At 65.7% G+C, this 22,411-nt stretch carries 16 protein-coding genes; 7 read left to right on the forward strand and 9 right to left on the reverse strand.

Features of this window, described 5'->3' with window-relative positions:
• Positions 1–59 precede the first annotated feature (59 nt).
• The 4 genes from NK214_RS08540 to NK214_RS08555 all read right to left on the reverse strand — a co-directional run bounded on the left by NK214_RS08540 (position 60) and on the right by NK214_RS08555 (position 7,435).
• Positions 60–2,504: an alpha/beta fold hydrolase gene (locus tag NK214_RS08540; protein WP_253314232.1), complete on the reverse strand. Its 2,445-nt coding sequence runs from the start codon at positions 2,502–2,504 to the stop codon at positions 60–62.
• A 102-nt stretch (positions 2,505–2,606) separates the two neighbouring features.
• A complete protein-coding gene (locus NK214_RS08545; RefSeq protein WP_235088790.1) occupies positions 2,607–3,602 on the reverse strand; it encodes an LD-carboxypeptidase in 996 nt (331 codons plus the stop codon).
• Between the two features lie 209 nt (positions 3,603–3,811).
• A complete protein-coding gene (gene fliD, locus NK214_RS08550; RefSeq protein ID WP_253314233.1) occupies positions 3,812–5,170 on the reverse strand; it encodes a flagellar filament capping protein FliD in 1,359 nt (452 codons plus the stop codon).
• A 216-nt stretch (positions 5,171–5,386) separates the two neighbouring features.
• Positions 5,387–7,435: a site-specific recombinase gene (locus NK214_RS08555; protein WP_253314234.1), complete on the reverse strand. Its 2,049-nt coding sequence runs from the start codon at positions 7,433–7,435 to the stop codon at positions 5,387–5,389.
• Between the two features lie 223 nt (positions 7,436–7,658).
• On the opposite strand from NK214_RS08555, the gene NK214_RS08560 reads away from it, so the two are divergent.
• Genes NK214_RS08560 through NK214_RS08570 form a run of 3 tightly spaced genes read left to right on the forward strand, consistent with a single transcriptional unit; the run spans position 7,659 to position 9,606 of the window.
• The gene (locus NK214_RS08560) at positions 7,659–8,243 is read left to right on the forward strand and encodes a TetR/AcrR family transcriptional regulator (RefSeq protein WP_107799199.1); all 585 of its coding nucleotides are present in this window, start codon (positions 7,659–7,661) and stop codon (positions 8,241–8,243) included.
• Between the two features lie 56 nt (positions 8,244–8,299).
• On the forward strand, positions 8,300–8,794 hold the full coding sequence (locus tag NK214_RS08565; RefSeq protein WP_227108215.1) for a DUF4442 domain-containing protein: 495 nt from the start codon (positions 8,300–8,302) through the stop codon (positions 8,792–8,794).
• Positions 8,791–9,606, forward strand: a complete 816-nt coding sequence (locus NK214_RS08570) for a crotonase/enoyl-CoA hydratase family protein (RefSeq protein WP_199225860.1) — start codon at positions 8,791–8,793, stop codon at positions 9,604–9,606. The genes NK214_RS08565 and NK214_RS08570 overlap by 4 nt, the downstream gene beginning before the upstream one ends.
• A 148-nt stretch (positions 9,607–9,754) precedes the next feature.
• Here NK214_RS08570 and NK214_RS08575 read toward each other — a convergent pair whose 3' ends face one another.
• The 5 genes from NK214_RS08575 to NK214_RS08595 all read right to left on the reverse strand — a co-directional run bounded on the left by NK214_RS08575 (position 9,755) and on the right by NK214_RS08595 (position 17,251).
• Positions 9,755–10,978 carry a branched-chain amino acid ABC transporter substrate-binding protein gene (locus tag NK214_RS08575; RefSeq protein ID WP_019101420.1) on the reverse strand — a complete coding sequence of 408 codons (1,224 nt, stop codon included), beginning with the start codon at positions 10,976–10,978 and terminating at the stop codon, positions 9,755–9,757.
• A gap of 279 nt (positions 10,979–11,257) precedes the next feature.
• Positions 11,258–12,346 carry a ferrochelatase gene (hemH, locus tag NK214_RS08580; protein ID WP_107799198.1) on the reverse strand — a complete coding sequence of 363 codons (1,089 nt, stop codon included), beginning with the start codon at positions 12,344–12,346 and terminating at the stop codon, positions 11,258–11,260.
• 59 nt (positions 12,347–12,405) lie between these two features.
• Positions 12,406–14,703 (reverse strand): DNA translocase FtsK, encoded by a 2,298-nt coding sequence (locus NK214_RS08585; protein ID WP_235088788.1) that lies wholly within the window; start codon positions 14,701–14,703, stop codon positions 12,406–12,408.
• A gap of 116 nt (positions 14,704–14,819) precedes the next feature.
• Positions 14,820–15,917, reverse strand: a complete 1,098-nt coding sequence (locus tag NK214_RS08590; RefSeq protein ID WP_107799196.1) for an anhydro-N-acetylmuramic acid kinase — start codon at positions 15,915–15,917, stop codon at positions 14,820–14,822.
• Positions 15,917–17,251 (reverse strand): peptidoglycan DD-metalloendopeptidase family protein, encoded by a 1,335-nt coding sequence (locus tag NK214_RS08595; protein ID WP_107799195.1) that lies wholly within the window; start codon positions 17,249–17,251, stop codon positions 15,917–15,919. Before NK214_RS08595 ends, NK214_RS08590 begins: the two co-directional genes overlap by 1 nt.
• Positions 17,252–17,491: 240 nt before the next feature.
• On the opposite strand from NK214_RS08595, the gene NK214_RS08600 reads away from it, so the two are divergent.
• From NK214_RS08600 to rmuC, 4 genes are read left to right on the forward strand one after another with little or no spacing between them, the layout of a single operon-like run.
• Positions 17,492–18,499 carry a hypothetical protein gene (locus tag NK214_RS08600; RefSeq protein ID WP_253314235.1) on the forward strand — a complete coding sequence of 336 codons (1,008 nt, stop codon included), beginning with the start codon at positions 17,492–17,494 and terminating at the stop codon, positions 18,497–18,499.
• Between the two features lie 6 nt (positions 18,500–18,505).
• Positions 18,506–20,194, forward strand: coding sequence for a single-stranded-DNA-specific exonuclease RecJ (gene recJ, locus NK214_RS08605; RefSeq protein WP_253314236.1), 1,689 nt, complete (start codon positions 18,506–18,508; stop codon positions 20,192–20,194).
• Entirely contained in the window at positions 20,191–20,778 is a 588-nt protein-coding gene (locus tag NK214_RS08610) for an AAA family ATPase (protein WP_253314237.1), read from the forward strand. Before recJ ends, NK214_RS08610 begins: the two co-directional genes overlap by 4 nt.
• Positions 20,778–22,340 (forward strand): DNA recombination protein RmuC, encoded by a 1,563-nt coding sequence (gene rmuC / locus NK214_RS08615; RefSeq protein ID WP_371926200.1) that lies wholly within the window; start codon positions 20,778–20,780, stop codon positions 22,338–22,340. Before NK214_RS08610 ends, rmuC begins: the two co-directional genes overlap by 1 nt.
• Positions 22,341–22,411 lie beyond the last annotated feature (71 nt).

Genomic DNA, 22,411 nt, shown 5'->3' on the forward strand with positions numbered 1-22,411 from the left:
CCGCTTTCTCCGCCGCAAGGCCTTGTCCCGCTCGTGCTCGCGCGACTCTGAACGGTTTCCTAGGACGGCTGCCGCGCGGCGCCGGCGCGGCCCAGGTAACGTCCCAGCCAGCGGTCCTGTTCCCACAGCATGTGCAATATCGATTCGCGAGCGCGGTAGCCGTGGCTTTCCGCCGGCAGGGTCACCAGCCGCGCAACCGCGCCCAGGCCTTGCAGCGCCTGGTATAGACGCTCGCTTTGCAGCGGGAAGGTGCCCGGGTTGTTGTCCATTTCGCCGTGGATCAGCAAGAGCGGGTCCTTGATCTGATTGGCGTAGTTGAACGGCGACATGGCTTGATAAACCTCTTTGGCCTGCCAGAAATTGCGTTCCTCCGATTGGAAGCCGAAGGGCGTCAGCGTCCGGTTGTAGGCGCCGGAGCGGGCGATGCCGGCATGGAACAGCCGGGTGTGTGCCAGCAGATTGGCGCTCATGAAGGCGCCGTAGGAATGGCCGCCGACGGCGATGCGGGCCGGGTCGGCCACGCCCAGGCGCACCACTTCGTCCACCGCGGCCTGGGCGTTCATTTTCAGCTGCGGCAGATAGCTGTCGTTCGGCTCTTTCTCGCCTTCGCCGACGATGGGCATGCCCGGATCGTCCAGCACCGCGTAGCCGCGCGCCAGCATGGCCAGCGGTCCCCAATAGCTGATCCGATTGAAGCGGTAGGGCGATTCCGTCACCTGGCTCGCCGCGGCGGCGGTTTTGAACTCGGTGGGATAGGCCCACATCAGCACCGGCAGCGGGCCGTCGCGCTTGGCCTCGTAGCCGGGCGGCAAATAGAGGGTGGCGGTCAGCGCCACGCCGTCGGCGCGCCGGTAGCGCAGCAGTGTCTTGGCGACGTCCTTCAATTGCGGCGTCGGGTGCGGCACATGGGTCAGCGCCAGCGGTCCGGACGCTTGCCCCAGCGTCAGACGGTAGAGATTGGGCGGCTGGCTGACGGATTCGCGGCTGAGCAGCAGGTCCCGGCCTGCGTCGTCCAGCAGCGCGGCCGGCCGTTCGAACCAGGGCGCTTGCGATTGCCACAGCCGCGTGGCGCGTTTGTCGTCCAGCGCGTAGCGGTCGACGAAGGGACGGTCGCCTTCGGGGCCGGCGCCTTCGCCCAGCAGATAGATGGCCTTGCCGTCCGGCGTGGTTTGCAGCACGGATTGTCCGTTGACGTTGCTGATCATGGCCGCCTCGCCGGGGTCGCTGTAGCGGTCTTCCGATTTGCGGCTGCTTAGCAGTTCCGGCGGACGATCCTGGTCGGGGCGCGCGCGCCAGACTTTCAGTTCACGGCTTTTCCACCAGTGTTCGCGCACCAGGGCCAGGTCGCCGCGGCCCCAGCGGACGTCGGCGAAGCGGCTGGCCAGCCGCTGCAGCTGCCGCGGCGCTTGCTGGAAGGGCGCGGCTTGCAGATAGAGCGCGTCGCGCTCGGCGGCGTTTTGTCCGGGGTCGCCGCCGTCCAGCGCTTCGACCCAAAACAGGCTGGCCGGCGCGTCGGCGCGCCAGGCGATTTCGCGCGGGCCGGTCTCCACCGCGTCGTTGCCGGAAGGCATGCGTTCCAGCAGCGGCCGCTGGGTCACGGTATGCGCGATGCGGCCTTGCCGGTCCAATACGTCGACGCGCTTGGGGAAGCGGGAGATCGGCACCAGGCCGGAGTAGGGGCGTTGCAGTCGGGTGGCCAGCAGGTATTGGCGATTGGGCGAAGCGCTGACGCCGAGATAGCGGTCGGGCTGGCCGATGGGGCTGAGCTTGCCGTCCAGGCTGAGCAAGGCCAATTGGCTTTGCAGCTGGTAGTCCAGCAGGTCGGCGTCGTACGGGGTCTTGAGCAGGTCGGGATAGGTCCGGGTCTGGGACAGCGCGCCGCCTTCGCTTTGCTGGATATTGGGGCCGCTCGGAGCCTGGGGCGGCCGCGGCGCCGGGCCTTGCTTCGCCGGCACGCGCTTGATCAGCAGCTGTTCGCCGAACCAGGCGAAGCCGGGGCCGGTGGTGGCGTTGAGGTGGACCTCGCCCAGCCGGCGCGCGCGGGCGTCGGCCACGTCCAACAGCCACAGCTCCACGCCCTTGGCGCCCCATAGGCTGAAAGCCACGCGGCTTTCGTCGGCGGACCAGGCGCTGTCGGCGATGCGGGCTCCGGCGGGCAGGCCGCGCACCGCGCGGCTGCGGCCCTGTTTCACGTCCAGCAGGCTTAGCGCGTTGCCGAAGTCGAAACGGCTGGCGGCGCGCATGGCGGGGTTCAGGCGCAAGCCGGCCAGCTTGAGTTCGGGCTGGGCGACGTCGGCGATGCCGGGCAGACCGGGGCGATGGATTTGCAGCAGGGTCCGGCGCTTGGGGCCCAGGCTTTGCAAGGGCGGGCGCGGCGCGTCCACCAGGGCGCGCAATTCGGCGGGCGGGGTCTGATAGCCCTGTTCGGCGGCGCTTGACGGCGCAGCGGCCAGCAGGCCGGCGATCAGCGGCGCGCCGGCCAGCAGCGGAATACGAGGGGGCATGCGGGGCTCCTGTGAGGGATGGCGGGCAAGCGGAAAAACTTGCCCTAGTCTCGCAGGAGCGTCAAGGCGCGCCGCGCGCGGGCGGCGGAAGGCGCGAGCGCCCTAGAGCGGCGCGGGAACGCTAAGTAGTTCTTTTTGTTGCGGATTGGCCGGCGTCACCGGGTAGTCGAAGAACTGCAGCGTCAGGCCGCCGCCGTCCGCGCTGAAGCGGGCCGGGAAGCCCAGCGGCAGCGTGGTCTTGTCGTGGACATGACCAAAAGGAATGCCTGTCAGCACCGGAACGCCGGTCAGACGGCGGATTTCCGCCAGCACCGCGTCCAGGGTGTAGCCGGGGTCGTAGAGGTCGACCTGGCGGCTCATATTGAAATCGCCGATGAAAATGGCGCGCTGTTTGGCCAGCACGCCGGCCAGATGCAGCTGCTGCAGCATGCGTTCGATGCGGTAGGGCTGTTCGGCGACGTCCTCCAGGAACAGCAGGCCGCCCTTGATGTCCGGCAGATAGGGCGTGCCGACCAGGCTGCTGAGCACGCTGAGGTTGCCGCCCCAGAACACGCCTTCGCCGCTGGCGTTGTGGCGCTGCGGCGCGTCGACGCGCAGCTGGCGGTTGGCCGTGGTGGTGGTGGTCAGGAATTCATTGAGGGTGAAGGCGCTGGGTTGTTTGGCGCCGAAGTCGCTGACCATGGGGCCGGCGAAGCTGCCCAGCCCGCCCTTGGCCAGCAAGGCCAGCTGAATGGCGGTGAAGTCGCTGTAGCCGATCAGCTGGCTGCCGGATTCGCGCAGCAGCGGGCAGAGCCGGCCGTAGTCGATGTGGGGCAGCAGCCGCGTGGCGCCGTAGCCGCCGCGGCCGGCCACCAGCAGCTGCGGCGCGCTGCGGCGCGAGATCAGCTGATTGAGGTCGGCCAGCCTTTGCGCGTCGCTGCCGGCGAAACGCTGATGGCGGCGGTCCAGCGCCTGGACGTTTTCCAGCTGATAGCCGGCCAGGCGCAGCCGCTCCACGGCTTGCTGCTTTTGGCGCGCGTCCGGCAGCGGGCCGGAGCAGGCGGTGAAATAGAGGCTGCTGCCGACGGCTGCCGGCGCGGGAAGGGATTGGTCAACCATGGTGCGACATCCTTGCAAGAGGCCAAGGCCGGCGCTGAGCGCGCCCATCTGGAGTAGTTGGCGACGAGAGTATTGAATGCGGGCAGTCATTGAATCCGGGGCCGAAGGGCCGGTGCAAACGGGGTTCGACAGCGCGAGGCTGCGTGAGTTGCGTCAGTATACGGCAAACGCCGCGACGGCGCAGAGCGCCGCCGCCGGCGTCGCCGCGCTCAAGCCAGCAGATTGGCCAGGCTGGAGGTGGACTGCTGCATGGCCGACAGCTCGCTGTTGAGCGCGGTGTATTCGTTCAGCAACGAGCTTTTCTCGTTGGCCAACTGGTTGTTGAGCTGAGCCTGCAGATTGGTTTCGTCGTTGATCTTGACGTTGATGTCGCCCTGATCGGCGGTGATCATGCCGTTGGGGCCCAGCAGATTGTTGATGGCGGTGTTGAAGGCGTTGGCGTAGCCGTTGTTCTGGGCGTTGCCGAACAGATTGGCCACCGCGCCGGGATCGGCGTTCAGCGCGGTGGTGAAGGCGCTGGAATCCAGTTTCAGCGTGCCGTCCGCCTGCTGAGTGATGCCGACCTGGGCCAGATAGGCGTAAGAGGAGGAGGCGTTGACGCCCGGCACCGGCGTGCTGAGCAGGCCGGACAGCTGCTCTTGCAGGCCGATGACGTCGCTATTGTTCTTCATGCTGCCGTTGAGGGCGGCGTTGCTGGCGCTGATCACCTGGTTGTAGGCGCTGACGAAGGTTTGCAGCGTGGAGGTGACGTTGGCGGTGTTCTGGCTCATGTTCAGCGTCACCTGGCCCAGCTTGTTGAGGTTGACGGTGGCGCCGTTGATCACATTGCTCAGGGTGTTGCTGCTGCTGGACACATTGACGCCGTTGACGGTGAGCAAGGCGTCCTGGGCCGCCGCGGATTCGCCGGCGGCCGCGCCGCTCTGGCTCAGGCCGGCCAGAGTGTTGCCGGACGCGGCGCCGCTGTCGCTGCCGCCGGCGGCGATGCTGAAGGCGTTGGCGGGGCCGGATTGCGCGGAGGCCAGCACCAGCGAGAACTTGCTGTTGTACTCCACCACCGAGGCGTTGACGCCGATGCCGGCGCTATTGATGCTGTCGGCGATGGAGGACAGCGAGACGGCGGAGCCGTTCTGGCCCAGCTGCACGGTGCTGGTGGTCCCGTTGACGGTGAAGCTCAGCGCGCCGGGCGCGCCGGCCAGCGCGGCGTTCTGGTCGGTGATGGCTTGCCCGCCCGAGGTTTGGTCGAACACCAGTTGTCTCGGCTGGGCCAACTGGGTGACGTTGAGCGCGTAGTTGCCGGCCACGCCGCCGCTGGTGGCGCTGGCGCTGGCGATGGTGTTGTCGGTGGAGGCGATCTGGAATTGCTGCAGAAAGCTGCCGGAGGCCATGGCGGTGGAGGCGGTCTGCAGGCTGGACAGCGCGGAGCTGATCTGGCCGATGGAGCTGAGCTGGGACTGATAATTGCTGACCCGGCTCTGGCTTTGGGTCAGCGGTTGCGAGTCCACTGCGATCAGCTGGCTGACAATGCTTTGCACGTCCAGCGGCCCTACGCTGGTGGTGATGGATGCCATGACGACGCCTCCCTGGCGCGCCGCTGCCGCTGGCGCGCTTGTCTTGCGAGAAAATCAAGCGTTGTGGTCGTTGCGTGTTCCATCACGGGGCCGCCGGCTGCCAGCCGGCGGGGGAATACTGTCATGTTATCGGCCGTTTGGCCGTCAACTTTAATCCCCGGCCCGACTCTCGCAATAACGCGGGCCGGGCCGGGCGGTTGACGGCCCTGCGGCGGTTCAAGAGTGGTTTTTGAGCTCGGCGGCGGGGTCCGCGGCGGCGTCTTCCTGCGCGACGGTCTTGGGCGGCAGGAAGAAGGACAGCGGCGCGCTGAGGAAGCGCTTGAGCAGCATCGGCACCAGCGGCCACAGTAGGCTGCCGGACAGCTTGCGCGAGCGCAAGGCCACCCACAAAGCCAGCGAGAAGCTGACCGCCAGATTGGTCAGGCCGATCAGCGCCACGCCGGCGCAGCCGAGCAGCACGGTGGCCAGGGGCAGCTGGAAGTCCTGCGCCACGGTGGCGAAGGCCAGATTGGCGGCGGAGAAGGTGATGTGGCGGATATCGATGGGCAGGCCGAGGATGAAGCCTATGGTGCCGGTCAGGCCCAGGAACATGCCGAAGTAGAAGTTGCCGGCCAGCGCGCCCAGATTGTGTTCGATATAGTTGCCCAGTCTCCAGGCGCGGTGTTCGCCCAATAGCCGCTTCAGCCCGGCGTGGGAGGCGATGCGCTCAGGGATGCGGCGGTAGATCGCCTTGTTGTCGTAATAACCGGCGATCAGGCCGGACAGGAACAGAAACACCCCGGCGATGGCGGCGTGAGGCAGCGCCAGGCTGTGGATGGGGTCGATGTCGTGCAGCAGACTTTGCGCCTTGGCCACGTCCACCACCGGCGCGCCGAAGGCGGCCTGCCAGGCGAAGGCGATCAGGCCGGCGGTGGGGATGGCCAGCAGCACATTGCCGAGGATGGCGACGAACTGGGTGCGCATCACTTTGACCACCAGGTCGGCCAGGTCCTCCAGCTGCTTCTTTTGTCCGTTGTTTTCGTGCAGCACCGCGGCGATGCGCGCGGCGGTCATCGCCGGCTGCTTGGTGGCGATGGTCAGGTGCAGGATTTGCACGATGATGAAGCCGATCGCGTAGTTGAGGCCGAAGGCGATGCCTTCCCACAGCGGCGGCAGGTGGCCGCGGCTGAGCATCAGCTTGATCAGCGCCATGAAGCCGACGATGAGGCCGGCGCCCATCGCCGCCTTGGCCATGGCGGACCACTCCTTGCGGCTTTCCGCGATGTAGTGCTCGCCGTGGCGGCCGGCGTGCTCGGTGACTTGCAGCGCCAGCAGTTCCACATTGGACTTGAACAGATCGCGCAGGCTGTATTTGCGGTTTTCCGCGCGCGCGAAGGTGACGATGAGCTGGAACAAGTGCGGTTCCGCGGCCGGGTCGTGTTCCGGGTCCAGGATGGCCAGCAAGGCGCGGATGCGGGCGATGCTCTGCGCCAGCCGCAGACCGTGGTAGGTGAGGTTGACCGAGATGCCGAAGCGGCGCGCGTTCTTGCGCACCTTGTTGAGTATGCTTTCGCACTGGTCCAGCAGCACCAGCACGTGCTTGTCGTCCTCGGCGCGCGGCAGGCCCTCGATCAGATCGCGGCGGTAGCCGTCGACGTAGCGCTGCACTTCGGCGTTCAGATTGAGAAACGGCGATTCGAAGCGTTCGATGTCCGGATTGATGCGCACCAGCTCCGGTTCCAGGCCGATGGCGGTGATCTGGGCCGACAGCACTTGCACCGATTCCAGCAACTGCAGCCGAGTCTGCTGCCAGCCGTCGGCGTTGTCGTTCTCCTGCCAGGCCATCGCCCGCCACAGCGCGTGCCAGGTGGCGTCGGGGATGGCCGCCAGCCAGATGTAGTCCTGCTTCCAGCTGAACAGCCGGCTGAAGCGGTCCTGCAGCGAATCCGCCTTATAAGGCATGGGCAGAATGCGTTCGCCGACGCGTCGCAGCAAGGTGGAGCCGAAGCCTTCGTTGGCCAGGATGCCGCATTCGGTGTACAGCGGAATCTGCCGGGTTTCGGTCAGCAATTGCAGCAGCGCCTTGCGCAGGGCCGCGCGGTATTCGGCATGGTGTTCCAGCAGATAGGACAGCGCCTGCAGATTGACGACGGCTTGTTGCGGCTTGCCGGCGTCGTCGGGGCGCAGGCACTGCAGCAGCGCGGACAGGGCGTCGAGCTGGGCCGGCGCTTGGCTGATCTGGCGCAAGGCCTGCTCCAGGCTGGGGGACTGATTGTTTTCGCTCATCTAGGGTGCTGGTTAGGGGGCTAGTGGGTGATGGGGGCGCGATTCCGGCCCATGACCTTAATGGTAGGCGCAAGCGGGCTGATTTTCCGACGCGGCGCGGACGGCCGGCGGCGCGTGGAATCGGCATCGGGGTTTAGAGATGGGGACGATTGATTCAGTTTCCAGCTTTGCTTGCAAAATCGCGCAATTGACACCTTACTGACCAGTAAGTAGAGTGCTTCGCATGACTCAAGGCCCAGATCCCAAGACCGACACCCGCAAGCGCATCCTGGACATCGCCGAGCAATTGCTGCTCAGCCGGGGCTTCAACGCTTTCAGCTACCAGCACATCAGCTCGGAGCTGGGCGTGCGCAACGCCGCCATTCATTATCACTTCCCCAAGAAAAGCGATCTGGGCGTGGCCTTGATCCAGCGTTACCGCCGGCGTTTCCAGCGCTTCATCGATCAGCAGGCGGCGCTGGATCCCCAGGCGCAGCTGGAGGCGTATTTCGGTCTGAGCGACAGCTATTATCGGCAGCACCGGCAGATCTGTCCCAGCGGCATTCTCAGCACCGAATTCCTGACGCTGCCGGAGGAAATGCAGCGGGAAGCGGCGGCCTTCATCGACGAGATGCGGCTGTGGGCGGTGGACATCACCAGGCGCGGCGCGGCCAGCGGCCAGATGCGTTACGCCGGCACGCCGGAGGCCATCGGCATGATGCTGTTCTCCGCCTTGCAAGGGGCGCTGCAGCTGGCGCGCATAGATCAGCACGCGCTGGAGACCATCAAGCAGCAAGTGCGCGCGGTGCTGGGCCTGGGCGGGCATTGAGTGCCGGAATCACGACAACAACAGAGGGGCGCTACATGGAGTACAAGAAAAACAGCATGAGCCGCATTGCCGACAAAGTGGGCAAGTTGCCGGCGGGAATGCGCAGCACGGTATTGAGCATGATGTTCGGCAAGATCGTGCCGTTTCTGTCCACCGCGGGCCTGCGTTTCGAGGAGGTGGGCCATCAGCGTTTGACAGTGTCCATCCGCAACCGCAAGAAGGTGCAGAATCACATCCGCGGCGTGCACGCCGCGGCGATGGCCCTGCTGGCGGAGACCTCGACCGGCTTCGTCGTCGGCATGAATATGCCGGACGACAAGCTGATGCTGCTCAAATCGATGAAGGTCAACTACGTGCGCCGCTCGCAAGGCGATATGCGCGCGGTGGCCAGCCTGAACGCGGAGCAGATCCAGCTGATGCACGACACGGAAAAGGGCGAGGTGCTGGTGCCGGTGCTGGTCACCGACGAGTCCGGCGAATCGCCGATCGAATGCGAAATGCTGTGGGCGTGGATTCCCAAGAAACGTCCGGAACAAGGAGCGGCGGCATGATCAATCTGGAAACGATACGGATCGAGCTGAACGAACACGTGGCCTTGATCCGCCTCAATCGCGCGGACAAGGCCAATGCGCTGAACCAGCGGATGTGGCAGGACTTGCGGGCCGCCTTCGAGTGGCTGGACGACACCCCGGCCGCGCGCGTGGGCGTGCTGGCCGGCGAGGGGCGTCATTTCTGTTCCGGCATCGACCTGGGCATGCTGATGGGCGTGCAGGCGGAGATCGCCGACGACTGCGAGGCGCGCAAGCGCGAGAAATTGCGCCGTCTGATCCTGGATCTGCAGGGCTGCGTCAATAGTCTGGAGCGTTGCCGCAAGCCGGTGATCGCCGCGGTGCACGGCGCCTGCGTCGGCGGCGGCCTCGACATCGCGCTGGCGGCGGATTTCCGCTTCGCGGCCGCGGACGCGGTATTTTCGGTGCGCGAGATCGACGTCGGCATGGTGGCGGACGTGGGCTCGCTGCAACGGCTGCCGCGGGTGGTGGGCGAAGGCCTGGCGCGCGAGCTGGCCTTGACCGGCCGCGACGCGACGGCGGAAGAAGCGTTGGCCATCCGCCTGGTCAACCGCGTGCTGCCGGATGCGGACGCGGTGCTGGCGGCGGCGCTGGAATCGGCGCGGCTGATCGCCGGCAAGTCGCCGCTGGCGATGCGCGGCTGCAAGGAGGTGCTCAATTACAGCCGAGACCACTCGGTGGCGGACGGCCTTGAATATGTGGCGAACTGGAACGCGGCGATGCTGATCTCCGAAGACATCCAGAAGGCCGGCATGGCCATCCTGACCGGGCACGCGGCGCAGTTCCGCGACTGAGCGAGGCTTGTCTCGCGGGTTTCCAATGGCGCCTTAGGGCGCCATTGTTCGTTCTTGGCCCCGTTCACCCGCCGCCGCGCTTCGTGAGCGGCGGGGCGCAAAAAAAGAGGCGCGGAGCGCCTCTTCGGTTCAAGCGGTAGGACTGGGCTTACTGGGCGGCGCTGGCGGCCGGCGCGGCGGCGGCTTCGCCGCCGACGGTGGACACCACTTCCCACTTGCCGCCCTTGACCTGGTACACGGTCACCGCGCCGTTCTTGATGTCGCCCTTGTCGTCAAAGGCGATCTTGCCGGTCACGCCGGTGTAGCCGGTCTTGCCCACTTCGGCCAGATAGGTTTTGGGGTCGGTGGATTTGGCGCGTTTCATCGCGTCCACCAACACCATCACCGCGTCGTACTCATACGGTGCGTAGATCTGCACCTCGGTGTTGAATTGCTTCTTGAACTTGTCGTTGAACGCCGCAAAGCCCGGCATCTTGTCGCGCGGCACGCCGCAGCTGGACGCGTACTGGCCGTCGGAAGCCTCGCCGGCCAGCTTGATGAATTCCGGCGTCTGCCAACCGTCGCCGCCCATCAGCTTGGCCTTGAGGCCCAGGCGCTGCATCTGCTTGGCCAGCGGGCCGGCTTGCGCGTCCATGCCGCCGTAGAAGATCAGGTCCGGCTTGCTGGCCTTGATCGAGGTCAGAATGGCGTTGAAGTCGGTGGCGGTGTTGGTGGTGAACTCGCGTTTCACCACTTCGGCGCCCTTGCCCTTGACCGCGGCCTCGAACTGATCGGCCAGGCCCTGGCCGTAGGCGGTGCGGTCGTCGATGATGGCGATCTTCTTGGCTTTCAGACCGGTGGCGGCGAATTCGCCCAGCGCGCGGCCTTGCTGCACGTCGTTGGCGATCACGCGGAAAGTGGTCTTGAAGCCTTGCTTGGTGTAGTCCGGGTTGGTGGCGGACGGAGAGATCTGCGGAATGCCGGCGTCGGAGTAAATCTTGGACGCGGGGATGGTGGTGCCGGAGTTCAGGTGGCCCACCACGCCGGCCACGCCGGCGTCAACCAGGCGCTGCGCCACTTGGGTGCCGATCTTCGGGTCGCCCTGGTCGTCTTCCGACACCAGTTCGAATTTGAGCTTCTTGCCGCCGATCTCCACGCCGGCGGCGTTCAGGTCGGCAATGGCCAGCTTGGCGCCGTATTCATTGTCCTTGCCCAGATGGGAAATCGGACCGGACATCGGCGATACCTGGCCGATTTTGACGACGGCGCCGTCGCCTGCGGCTTGAGCCGGGGCCGAAGCCGCCTGGTTGGCGGCCGGTTGCTCTTGCTTGCCGCAGGCGGCCAGGGTCATGGCGGCAGCGGCAATGACGCTGAGGCGGACATATTTGTTCATGTGATGTATCCCCTGATTCTCTATTCTGTAGACTCTAGTCATCTCTTTGTGGCCAACGGTATTTGGTGAAAATGACCATTGGTTGCGTTTGATTATGGGTAGCTGTTTGCGCGAGTGTCAATGTCAAAACCGGGGAGGGGTGCAACTATTTGTAAACTTCTTGGGTAATGGTGTGTCTAAAGCGCAAACGCCACCTGGAATAACTGCCAGGTGGCGTTTCTTGTTTTTCAAGTTTTTGAATTTAAACGACTTGTTCGGATTTTTGCCGGCAGTCCGGTTTCAGGTTTTGGCGCCCAAGGCCTTGGCTCGTTCCTGGCGTAGCGGGGCGTTTTCCTCCGGGGCCTCGCACCATCCCGCCAGATTCTGTTTGATCATAGTCGAGATTGCGTGAATCCATTGCGGGTTTTCATTCAAACACGAAATGTATCGATATTCGCCGCCGCCATGGCTGAGAAAGGTCTCCTTGCCTTCCATCGCGATTTCTTCCAGCGTTTCCAGGCAATCGGCGATAAAGCCGGGACAGAGAATATCCAGCTTGCCGGTCTTGTCTTTGCCCAACTGAGCCAATACTTCGCTGGTATAAGGCTGCAGCCATTCCGCGCGGCCGAAACGGCTTTGGAAACAGACTTGGTACTCCTGTTGCGTCAAGCCCAGCGCTTCCGCCAATAAGCGTCCGGTTTTCTGGCATTCGCAGTGATAGGGGTCGCCCTTGTCGCGGGTGAAGCGCGGCACGCCGTGGAAGCTCATCACCAATTTGTCGCCGCGGCCGTGTTCGCGCCAATGCGCGCGCACTTGTTCCGCCAGCGCGCGGATATAGCCGGGGTCGTCGTGGAAATGGCGAACGGTGCGCAGCTCCGGCATATTGCGCAGCTTCATCAGCGCGCGGAAGACCTGGTCCAAGGCGGTGGCGCTGGAGGAGGCCGCGTATTGCGGATACAAGGGCAGCACCAGCAGCCGTTCCACGCCTTGTTCGCGCATGCGGGCGATCACATTTTCCACCGAAGGCTCGCCGTAGCGCATGGCGAAGTCCACCACCAGATTGCGCAAGCCCATCTCGCCCAACTGGCCCTTGATCAGCGCCGCCTGTTTGCGGGTGTGGGTGTAGAGCGGCGAACCGTCCTTTTCCCAGATCGCCGCGTATTTCTTGGCGGATTGGGCCGGGCGGGTGTTCAGGATCACGCCATTGAGGATCAGCCACCAGAGCGCGCGCGGGATTTCGATCACGCGGCGGTCGGACAGGAATTCTTTCAGGTAGGGGCGCAGCGCCTTGGCGGTGGGCGCTTGCGGCGTGCCCAGATTCATCAGCAGCACGCCGGTCTTGGGCGCGTAGTCGTGACGAAACGGGGGTTCGGGCTTGAAATCCGCCATGCGGGACCTCTTGGTTGAGGCCGGGCGGCATGGCGCCCGGCCGGGTTTGGTGGCTTGTCTTAGTCTTCGCGGGACGGCGCCAGCACTGCGCGGTTGCCGTTGCTTTCCATCGCCGAAACCAGGCCGGCGGACTCCATTTGCTCGATCAGCCGCGCGGCGCGGTTGTAGCCTATGCGCAGATGACGCTGCACCGAGGAGATGGACGCCTTGCGCGTCTTGAGCACGATGGCGACGGCTTCATCGTAAAGCGGGTCGGCTTCGCCGTCGGATTCGCCGTCGAGGCCGGAGGACGCGCCGTCGTCGCCCTCGCTTTGGCCGGTAAGAATGCCTTCCACGTAGTCCGGTCCGCCGGTGCTTTTCAGGAACTCCACCACATGGTGGACTTCCTCGTCGGCGACGAAGGCACCGTGCACCCGCACCGGGTAGCCGGTGCCCGGCGGCAGATAGAGCATGTCGCCCTGGCCCAGCAGGGTTTCCGCGCCCATCTGGTCCAGAATGGTGCGGCTGTCTATCTTGCTGGACACCTGGAAGGCGATCCGCGTCGGGATATTGGCCTTGATCAGGCCGGTGATCACGTCCACCGACGGCCGCTGGGTGGCCAGGATCAGATGGATGCCGGCGGCGCGCGCCTTCTGCGCCAGCCGCGCGATCAATTCCTCGATCTTCTTGCCGGCCACCATCATCAGGTCGGCCAGCTCGTCGATCACCACCACGATCAGCGGCAGGGTGTCCAGCGGTTCAGGCGTTTCCGGCGACAGGCTGAAGGGGTTGGGGATCTTCTCGCCGGCCTTGTCCGCGTCCTTGATCTTTTGGTTGAAGCCGGCCAGATTGCGCACGCCCAGCTTGGACATCAGCTTGTAGCGGCGCTCCATCTCCGCCACGCACCAGTTCAGCGCGTTGGCGGCCTGCTTCATATCGGTGACCACCGGGGCCAGCAGATGCGGAATGCCTTCGTAGATCGACAATTCCAGCATCTTGGGGTCAACCATGATCAGCCGCACTTCCTTGGGCGTGGACTTGTAGAGCAGGGACAAGATCATCGCGTTGATGGCCACGGACTTGCCGGAGCCGGTGGTGCCGGCCACCAGCACGTGCGGCATCTTGGCGAGGTCGGCGGACACGGGCTGGCCGGCGATGTCCTTGCCCAGCGCCATGGTCAGCCGGGAGGCCATGTTCTGGTAGCCGTCGGAGCCGACGATTTCCGACAGACGCACGATCTGGCGTTTGGGATTGGGCAGCTCCAGGCCCATATAGGTTTTGCCGGGAATGGTCTCCACCACACGGATGGACACCAGGGACAGCGCGCGCGCCAGGTCCTTCATCAGGTTGACCACCTGAGCGCCCTTGACGCCCACCGCGGGCTCCACCTCGTAGCGGGTGATCACCGGGCCGGGATAGGCGGCCACCACTTTGACGTCGACGCCGAAGTCGGCCAGCTTGCGTTCGATCAGCCGCGAGGTGTATTCCACCGTGTCCTGCGATACCGGCTCCTGCTGCTCCTTGGGCGCTTCCAGCAGCGTCAGGCCGGGCAGCGCGCCGTCCTTGGGATCGGCGAACAAGGAGTGCTGCACCGGCTTTTGCGCCTTGGTGGACAGCGGCACGTCCAGCACCGGCGGTTCGATGCGCAGAGGAATTTTCTCTTCGTTCTTCTTTTTCTCGGTGGTGATCTTGGCTTCGCGCTTCTGCGCGGTTTCCTTGCCGATTTCCCTGTCCTTGCGCGCCTGCCAGCTGTGCCACAGCTTCAGGGCGCCGTCTTCCAGCGCGCCGCCCAGGCGTTCCATGATGTCCAGCCAGGACAGGCCGGTGAACAGGGAGAAGCCGATGGCGGCCAGCACGCTGAGCAAGAGATAGGCGCCGGACAGGCCCAGGCCGTGGGCGATGCCTAGGCCGATGAAATGCCCCAGCATGCCGCCGGCGGACAGCGGCAGGTTCAGCGCTTTTTCGGCCAGGATGATGGCTTCAATGCTGGCGCTGGAAAACAGCAGCAGCAGAAAGCCGCCGATGGCGGCGACGGTGATGGGATTGAGCTTGAAGCCCAGGGTTTCCATCCGCTGATAGCCCCAGGCGATGGCCACCAGGCAGAACACCACCAGCCACCAGGCGGACAGGCCGAACACATAGAGCAGCATATCGGACAGCCAGGCGCCGAAAGCGCCGCCGTAGTTGCGCACCGTGGGGTCGGAAGAGCTGTGGGACCAGGAGGGGTCGAGCGGGGAGTAGCTGGCCAGCACCAGCACCAGATAGACGGCCAGCACGGCCATCAGCAGCCACCACGCCTCGCGCAGCAGCGAGGCCAGCTGCGGCGGCAGCGGCGTCTGGCTGTTTTTGACTACGGCTTTGCGCTTGAAAAGTCGCATTTTTCTCTTGTTCGGCTATGACTGTCGCTGATTATAGCCTGACACGCCCGGTTTAAGCGTGTCGGAATGTATTCAGCTCCGCTGACAAGACTTGATGGCGTTCCCTATTGAAACGCTTAGCGGGGATACAGCGCGCCGAGCACGCGTCCGCCGGCGGCGCCGGTCACTTCCGGCAGGTTGCCGGCCAGGCGGCGCAAGAAGCGCCAGCCCAGCCAGGCGAAGGCGGCGGCCTCCACTTGGTGCTCGGGCAGGCCCAGCGCGGCGGTGCCGGCGATGGCTTGCTCCGGCAGCAGCGCGGCCAGCCGGCGCATCAGCGCGCCGTTGCGCGCGCCGCCGCCGCAGACGAAGACCGTCTGATTGCCGGGGCAGTGCAGGGCGATGGCCTGGGCGATGCCGCGCGCGCTCAATTCCAGCAGCGTGGCTTGCACGTCCGCGGCGGGCACATGGCGGCCCAGCAGCTTTTGCTCCAGCCAGGGCAGGTCGAACAGATCGCGTCCGGTGCTCTTGGGCGGCGGCAGACGGAAGAAGGGTTCGTCCAGCAAGGCCTGCAGCAGCGAGTTCTCCACCGCGCCCTGGGCCGCCCACTGGCCGTCGGCGTCGTAGGGCCGGCCCTGGTGGCGCAGGCACCAGGCGTCCATCAGCATATTGCCGGGGCCGCAGTCGAAGCCGACCACCGCCTGGCCCGGATGCAGCCGGGTCAGATTGCTGATGCCGCCGATGTTCAGGATCACGCGGTTTTGTTCCGGCGCGCCGAACACCGCCTGGTGGAAGGCCGGCACCAAGGGCGCGCCTTGGCCGCCGGCGGCCAGGTCGCGGCTGCGGAAGTCGGCGATCACGTCGATGCCGCTCAGTTCGGCGAGGCGGGCCATATTGCCGATTTGCCAGGTGTAGCCGGCGTCCGGCGCGTGACGTATGGTCTGGCCGTGGCTGGCGACGGCGGCGATGTCGGCCGGCTTCAGCCCCTCGGCCGCCAGCAGGCCGTTGACGGCCTGAGCGTAGAGTTCGGCCAGTTCATTGGCCAGCCGGGCGGCGCGGTCCAGTTCGTTGTCGCCGATCGCCTGCAGCGCCAGCGCCTGTTCGCGCAGCCGCGGCGGGTAGGCGACGAAATGGTCGGCTTCCACGCTGGGCGCGCCCTGTTCGTCGAAGCGCACCAGCACGGCGTCGACGCCGTCCAGGCTGGTGCCGGACATCAGTCCGATCAAGCGTTCATTCATCAGTCTAGCAATGCGATATTGGTGGGCAGTTCGCGCAGCAGTTTCAGGTGCGCGGTCAGCGATTGGTTGCCGGATTTGAACTCGGCCAGCTGGGTGGCGCTCAGGCCCGGGGTCGGCAGCGCGTTGGTAGCCGGGTCCACTGCCTGGCCGTTGATCCGCACTTCAAAGTGCAGATGCGGGCCGGTGGAGCGGCCGGTGCTGCCGACATAGCCTATCACCTCGCCGGCCTTGACGCTCTTGCCGGAGCGGGCGCCTTGGGCGAAGCGGCTCATGTGCGCGTACAGCGTGGTCATTTTCTGATTGTGGCGGATTTCCACCATATTGCCATAGCCGTTTTGACGCTCCACCTTGACCATGGTGCCGTCTGCCGGGGCGATGATGGGGGTGCCGGTGACGGCGGCGTAGTCCACGCCGGAATGCAGGCGCAGAGAGCGCAGGATCGGGTGTTTGCGGAAGCCGAAGCCGGAGCTGATGCGGGCGTTGGCCACCGGCTGGTGGCTGAAGCCCTGTTTGATCGGCTTGCCTTGCGCGTCGTAATAGGCACCGGATTCGCTGTCGTGGGCGAAGTAGAACGCCTGGTGCAGCTTGCCGGAGCGCTGGATTTCCACCGCCAGCAGGTTGCCGGCGGCGATGGGCGCGCCGTTGTAGAGCAGGGTTTCGTACACCAGATTGATGCGGTCGCCCTTGCCCAGGGAGTTGATGTTGAACTGATCGGCGAAGATTTCCGTCAGCTGGGCGCGGATGTCGCGCGGCACCTGGGCCTTGGCCAGCGCGGCGCCGACCGAGCGGGTGATCAGCAGCGAGCGCACCGTCTGCACCGCCTCGGTGGCGATCGGGTCGGCGCTGGCCTGCCATTCGCCTTTGACCTTTTCGATGGCCACCAGCACCTGTTCGCCGTTCTCGTCGTCATTGAGGAAGCGCAGGCCGAAGAGTTCGCCCAGATCGTTGGTTTGCACCGACAGCGTGGCGCCGGTCTTCAGCTTGAGCAGGTCCTTGGACAAGGGGCTGGAGTGCAGGAAGCGGTTGGCTTCGCTGTCGCGGATGCCCAGCCGGTTCAACACGCGGGCGATGGTGTCGCCTCGCTGTATCGCCTCGTCCCGCCAATAACGGGTGCCGCTCTCGCTGAAGCTGAAGGCGGGCAGGCTGAGTTGTTCGGTCACTTCTTTTTGCTGGATGTCCGCGGCGGCGGGTTGGGCGCCGTTCTGAGCCACGGCGAAAGCGGTGGCCATGCCGAACAAGGGCAGGGAGGCGGCCGCGCCGATCAAGCTCAGATGGTGGTTCATCAGCTTGTGGAAGCATTTTTGCGGGATATGTAGCAGTTTGCGATAATCCATCGTTCACTATAAAAGGCTGGCCATGAGCCAACCTTATGTAAATTCCGTATTTGCCAATCACAGGCCTTGCGGCCGCGTCTCAACATTTGGGGAGCTTGCGCGGCATAAGTTCCTGTGCAAACTGTAAATTATAGCCGCGATTCCGGATGCTATCCGCCTGATTTCGCCGGGCGCCCATGCCAGGGCGTTTTTGCAAGGCTTTGATATTACTTCGATCTTGTCATCCATGTGTAGCGATAAATGAAATTGACATTGTTGTTGCCCGGTCTGCTCTGGCTGGACGGCCACGACGGCGCCGATGTGTGCAAGGGCCTGGATTTGCCCGCCTTGCAGCGTCTGCTGGGCCAGGGCGAACGCGCCGCCAGGCCGGCGGCGCTGAGCGAACTGTTGACCGCGCCGTGGCGCGGCCCCGCGGCGGGTCTGGCGCGGCTGCGGGCGCGCGGCGCCGGCCTGCCGGCGGAGCGGGGGGACTGGCTGCTGGCCGATCCGGTGCATGTGCGCGTGGACCGCGACCGCGCCTTGCTGGCCGATATCGGCGTGATGAGCTTGAGCCAGGCCGAGGCCGAAACCCTGGCCGACGCAGCGAACCGTCATTTCGCCGACGACGGCTGGCGCATCCACCCGCTGGAGCCGGGCCGCTGGCTGCTGCAGCTGGACGCGCCGGCCGCCGCGAGCTTCAGTCCGCTGCCGGACGTGGTGGGCGAGGACATCAACGCGCATTTGCCGCAGGGCGAGCGCGGCCTGGACTGGAGCCGGCTGCTGAATGAATTGCAGATGCTGTTGTACGCCCATCCATTGAACGACGAGCGCGAGGCGCGCGGCGAACTCGGCGTCAACAGCCTGTGGCTGTGGGGCGGCGGCGCGGAGCCGGGCTGGCGCGCGCCGGCCGAGCAGGTGTTCGCCGACGAGGACTGGCTGGGCTGGATCGCCGCCGAGGCCGGCGAGCCCTGCTTGCCGGCGCCTTACGATTTTTCCGGCTTCGTCGACCAGGCCGGCGGCCGCGACAGTCTGCTGGTGCTGGACGCGCTGCAGGCGGCGGCGCAGTACCGCGACGCCTGGGGCTGGCGCGAAGCGCTGCAGCGCCTGGAGCGCGACTGGTTCGCGCCCTTGCTGCAGGCGCTGCGCCAGGGCCGGATCGACAGCCTGGTCTTGCGCGCGCACGGCCCCGAGGGGCTGGAGCTGAGGGCGCGCCGCAACGACCTGTGGAAATTCTGGAAGCGGCCGCTGCCGCTGTCCGCCTTGTATTGAGAAAACATGTCCCAAATCGTTTCCCGAACCATTCCCGCCGACACGCATGAGCAATTGCTGCGCCAGGGCCTGAGCCCGCTGATGGCGCGGCTGTACGCCGCGCGCGGCATCTGCGACTGCGCCGAGCTGGATTACGGCCTCAAGGCCTTGCTGCCCTATCAGAGCCTGAAAAACATCTTGCCGATGGCGCGCCGCCTGGCCGACGCCATCGCCGGCCGGCAACGGCTGCTGGTGGTGGCCGATTACGACGCCGACGGCGCCACCGCCTGCGCGGTGGCGGTCAAGGGCCTGTCCATGCTGGGCGCGCGCGTCGACTTCATCGTGCCCAACCGCTTCGAATACGGCTACGGCCTGACGCCGGAGATCGTTGAGCTGGCCGCGCGCCAAAGCCCGGACATCATCGTCACCGTGGACAACGGCATCGCCAGCGTGGACGGCGTGCTCGCCGCCAAGGCGCGAGGCATCGAGGTGCTGGTCACCGATCACCACCTGCCGGGCGACACCTTGCCGGAGGCGCTGATCGTCAACCCCAATCAGCCGGGCTGCGAGTTCCCGTCCAAGAACCTGGCCGGCGTCGGCGTGATGTTCTACGTGCTGATGGCCTTGCGCGCCGAAATGCGCCAGCGCGGCGTCTTCGACGAGCGCGGCCAGCCCAATCTGGGCGAACTGCTGGATTACGTGGCGCTGGGCACGGTGGCCGACGTGGTGCGGCTGGACCAGAACAACCGCACCCTGGTGGAAAACGGCCTCAAGCGCATGCGCGCCGGCCGCATGGCGCCGGGCATCGCCGCCTTGTTCCGCGTCGCCGGCCGCGCCCATTACAAGGCCAATACCTTCGATTTGGGGTTCACGCTGGGCCCGCGCTTGAACGCCGCCGGCCGTTTGGACGATATGAGCCTGGGCATCGCCTGCCTGCTGTCCGGCAACGAGGAGCAGGCGCAGCGGCTGGCGCAGCAGCTGGATCAGCTCAACCGCGAGCGGCGCAGCATAGAACACGGCATGCAGGACGAGGCGCTGGCGGCGCTGTCCGGCATCGACGCCGACAACCGCTATACGCTGACCCTGTTCCGCGACGACTGGCATCAGGGCGTGGTGGGCATCGTCGCCTCCCGGCTCAAGGAGCGCTTCCACCGGCCGGCCATCGTGTTCGCGCCCGGCGACAACGGCGAGATCAAGGGCTCGGGCCGCTCGATTCCCGGCTTCCATCTGCGCGACGCGCTGGACCTGGTGTTCAAGCGCCATCCCGGTCTAATCCTCAAGTTCGGCGGCCATGCGATGGCGGCCGGCCTTAGCCTGCGTCAATCGCGCTTTGACGAATTCCAGCGCGCCTTCGAGGCGGTGGCGCGCGAACTGCTGGAAGAGCGTCACCTGACCCGCACCATAGAAACCGACGGCAGCCTGGCGCCGCGCGAATTGAACCTGGCGTTCGCCGAGCAATTGGCGGCCGAAGTGTGGGGTCAGGGCTTCCCGGTGCCGTATTTTCACGACCGTTTCGCGGTGATGAGCCAGCGCGTGGTCGGCGACAAGCACCTGAAGCTGCGGCTGGCGCGCGACGGGGAGGAGTTCGACGCCATGCTGTTCAATCAGGTGGAGTGGCTGCCGGACAATGTCGACGCGGTCTACCAGTTGATCGCCAACGAGTGGCAGGGCCGCAAGGAACTGCAAGTGTATTTGCAGCACTGGGCGGCGACGTGAGTCGGCCGGCGGATTCGCGGCGGCTGGTGCTGACCGGCGGTCCGGGCGCCGGCAAGACCGCCTTGTTGGAAGCCTTGCGCGACGCCGGGTTTTCGGTGATGGACGAGGCCGGCCGCGCCGTCATCCAGGATCAGGCGTTGATCGGCGGACGCGCCTTGCCCTGGGTGGACCCCGGCGCTTTCGCCGAGGCGATGCTGGCCTGGGAGTTGCGCAGCCTGCGGCTGGCCGAGGGTTTGCCCGGGCCGGTGTTCTTCGATCGCGGCCTGCCCGATGTCTTGGGTTATCTTGATTTGCAGGGCTTGCCTATACCTGCGCATATGCAAGCCGCCGCCGAGCGGTTTCCCTACCATCGCCAAGTGTTTTTGCTGCCGCCGTGGCGCGAAATCTTCATTCAGGATCAGGAGCGCAAGCAAGGCTTTGCCGAGGCGGAGCGCACTTGCGCCGCGATGGAGCGGACGTATCGGCGTCTGGCTTATCAAATCATCGAAGTGCCGCCGGCGCCCTTGGCCCAGCGACTCCGCTTCGTCATCGAACAATCGCGGCTTGGCCATGGAGAGCGGGCCGGCCAATTTAAGGCTTCATGATGGAAATGTTGGTGATCGGTCTGTTGCTGGGCTTGCTGGCCGCCGGCGCGGCCGCGGCCTTGCTGCGCGGGCGCTTCGCGCGGGAGGGGGCGGATCTGCGGGCGCAGCAGGAGATGTCGCGCCTGCAATTGGAAGAGTGTAGGCAGCGGGAACGGGCCGCGCTGGCGCAAGTGCAGCAACAGGGGCAGCAACTGGGCGATGTTCAGACCCAGTTGGGCGCCTATGTGGCGCGCGCGCAGCGCGTGCCGGAGCTGGAGCGGCAGGCGCAGGAGCGGGAGAGGCAGCTGGAGCTGCTGCAGGCGGAACTGCGTCGCCTTGGCGCGCAGCTGGCCGCCAGCGAGGAGCAGGGCAAGATGCTGGCCGTTTTGCAGGGGCGCGCGCAGACGCAGGGCGAGGAAATCACCCGGCTCACCGCGCGCGAGCAGGAGCTGGCGACCTTGCTGGAGCAGGAGCGCGGCCAGAACGCCGAAAAGCTGGCCTTGTTGACCGAGGCGCGCGAAAGCATGGCGGGGCAGTTCAAGGCCTTGGCCGGCGACATCCTGGAAGAGAAGGCCAGGCGCTTCACCGAGCAGAACCAGCAGAACCTCGGCCATCTGCTCGGGCCCTTGCAGCAGCGGCTGCAGGATTTCGGCAAGCTGGTGCAGGACAGTTATGAAAAAGACAGCCAGGGGCGCTTGTCGCTGGAGGCGGAGCTCAAGCGGCTGCAAGAACTCAACAGCCGGCTGGGCGACGACGCCATCGCGCTGACCAGGGCTTTGACCGGCGCCAGCAGCAAGGCGCAGGGCTCCTGGGGCGAGATGGTGCTGGAACGGGTGCTGGAAACCTCCGGCCTGCACAAGGACCGCGAATACCGGGTGCAAGTGTCCGACGTGGTGGCCGGCGAGGACGGCAACCGCCGCTACCAGCCCGACGTGGTGATAGACCTGCCGGAAGGCAAGCAGCTGGTGGTGGATTCCAAAGTGTCCTTGAACGCCTATGTGCGCTACACCGCCGCCGAGGACGAGGCCGAGCGCGCGGCGGAAATGAAGGCGCATGTCGCGGCCATCCGCAACCACATCCGCACCTTGTCGGAGAAGCGCTATCAGGACCTGTACCGCTTGAACACCCTGGACTTCGTGTTCATGTTCATCCCGGTGGAGCCGGCCTATCTGCTGGCGGTGCAGCAGGACATGAGCTTGTTCAACGAGGCCTTCGAGCGCCGCATCATGATCGTCGGCCCCAGCACCCTGCTGGCGACGCTGCGCACCGTGGCCAGCATCTGGCGCTACGAATACCAGAACCAGAACGCCCAGGAGATCGCGCGCCAGGGCGGGGCGATGTACGACAAATTCGTCGGCTTCGCCGCCAATCTGGAAAAGCTGGGCAAGCAGCTGGAGGTGGCGCGCGACAGCTTCGGCGACGCGATGAAGCAGCTGTCCAGCGGCCGCGGCAACCTGGTCGCCAGCGCCGAGCGCCTGCGCAAGCTGGGGGTGCGCAATAACAAGCAATTACAGCAGCATCTTAAACTGGGCGCGGCGGAAGACGAGGGCGCGGAAGGGGCGGAAGAGCCCGGTCCGGACTGACGGAAGTCCGTTGGAGATGACCGTTTCGTGATAGAATACGAGCTGTCATTACCTATGCTGGCCGCCCTGCG

Source organism: Chromobacterium sp. S0633 (assembly GCF_024158805.1).
In the GTDB taxonomy this organism is placed as follows: Bacteria; Pseudomonadota; Gammaproteobacteria; order Burkholderiales; family Chromobacteriaceae; genus Chromobacterium.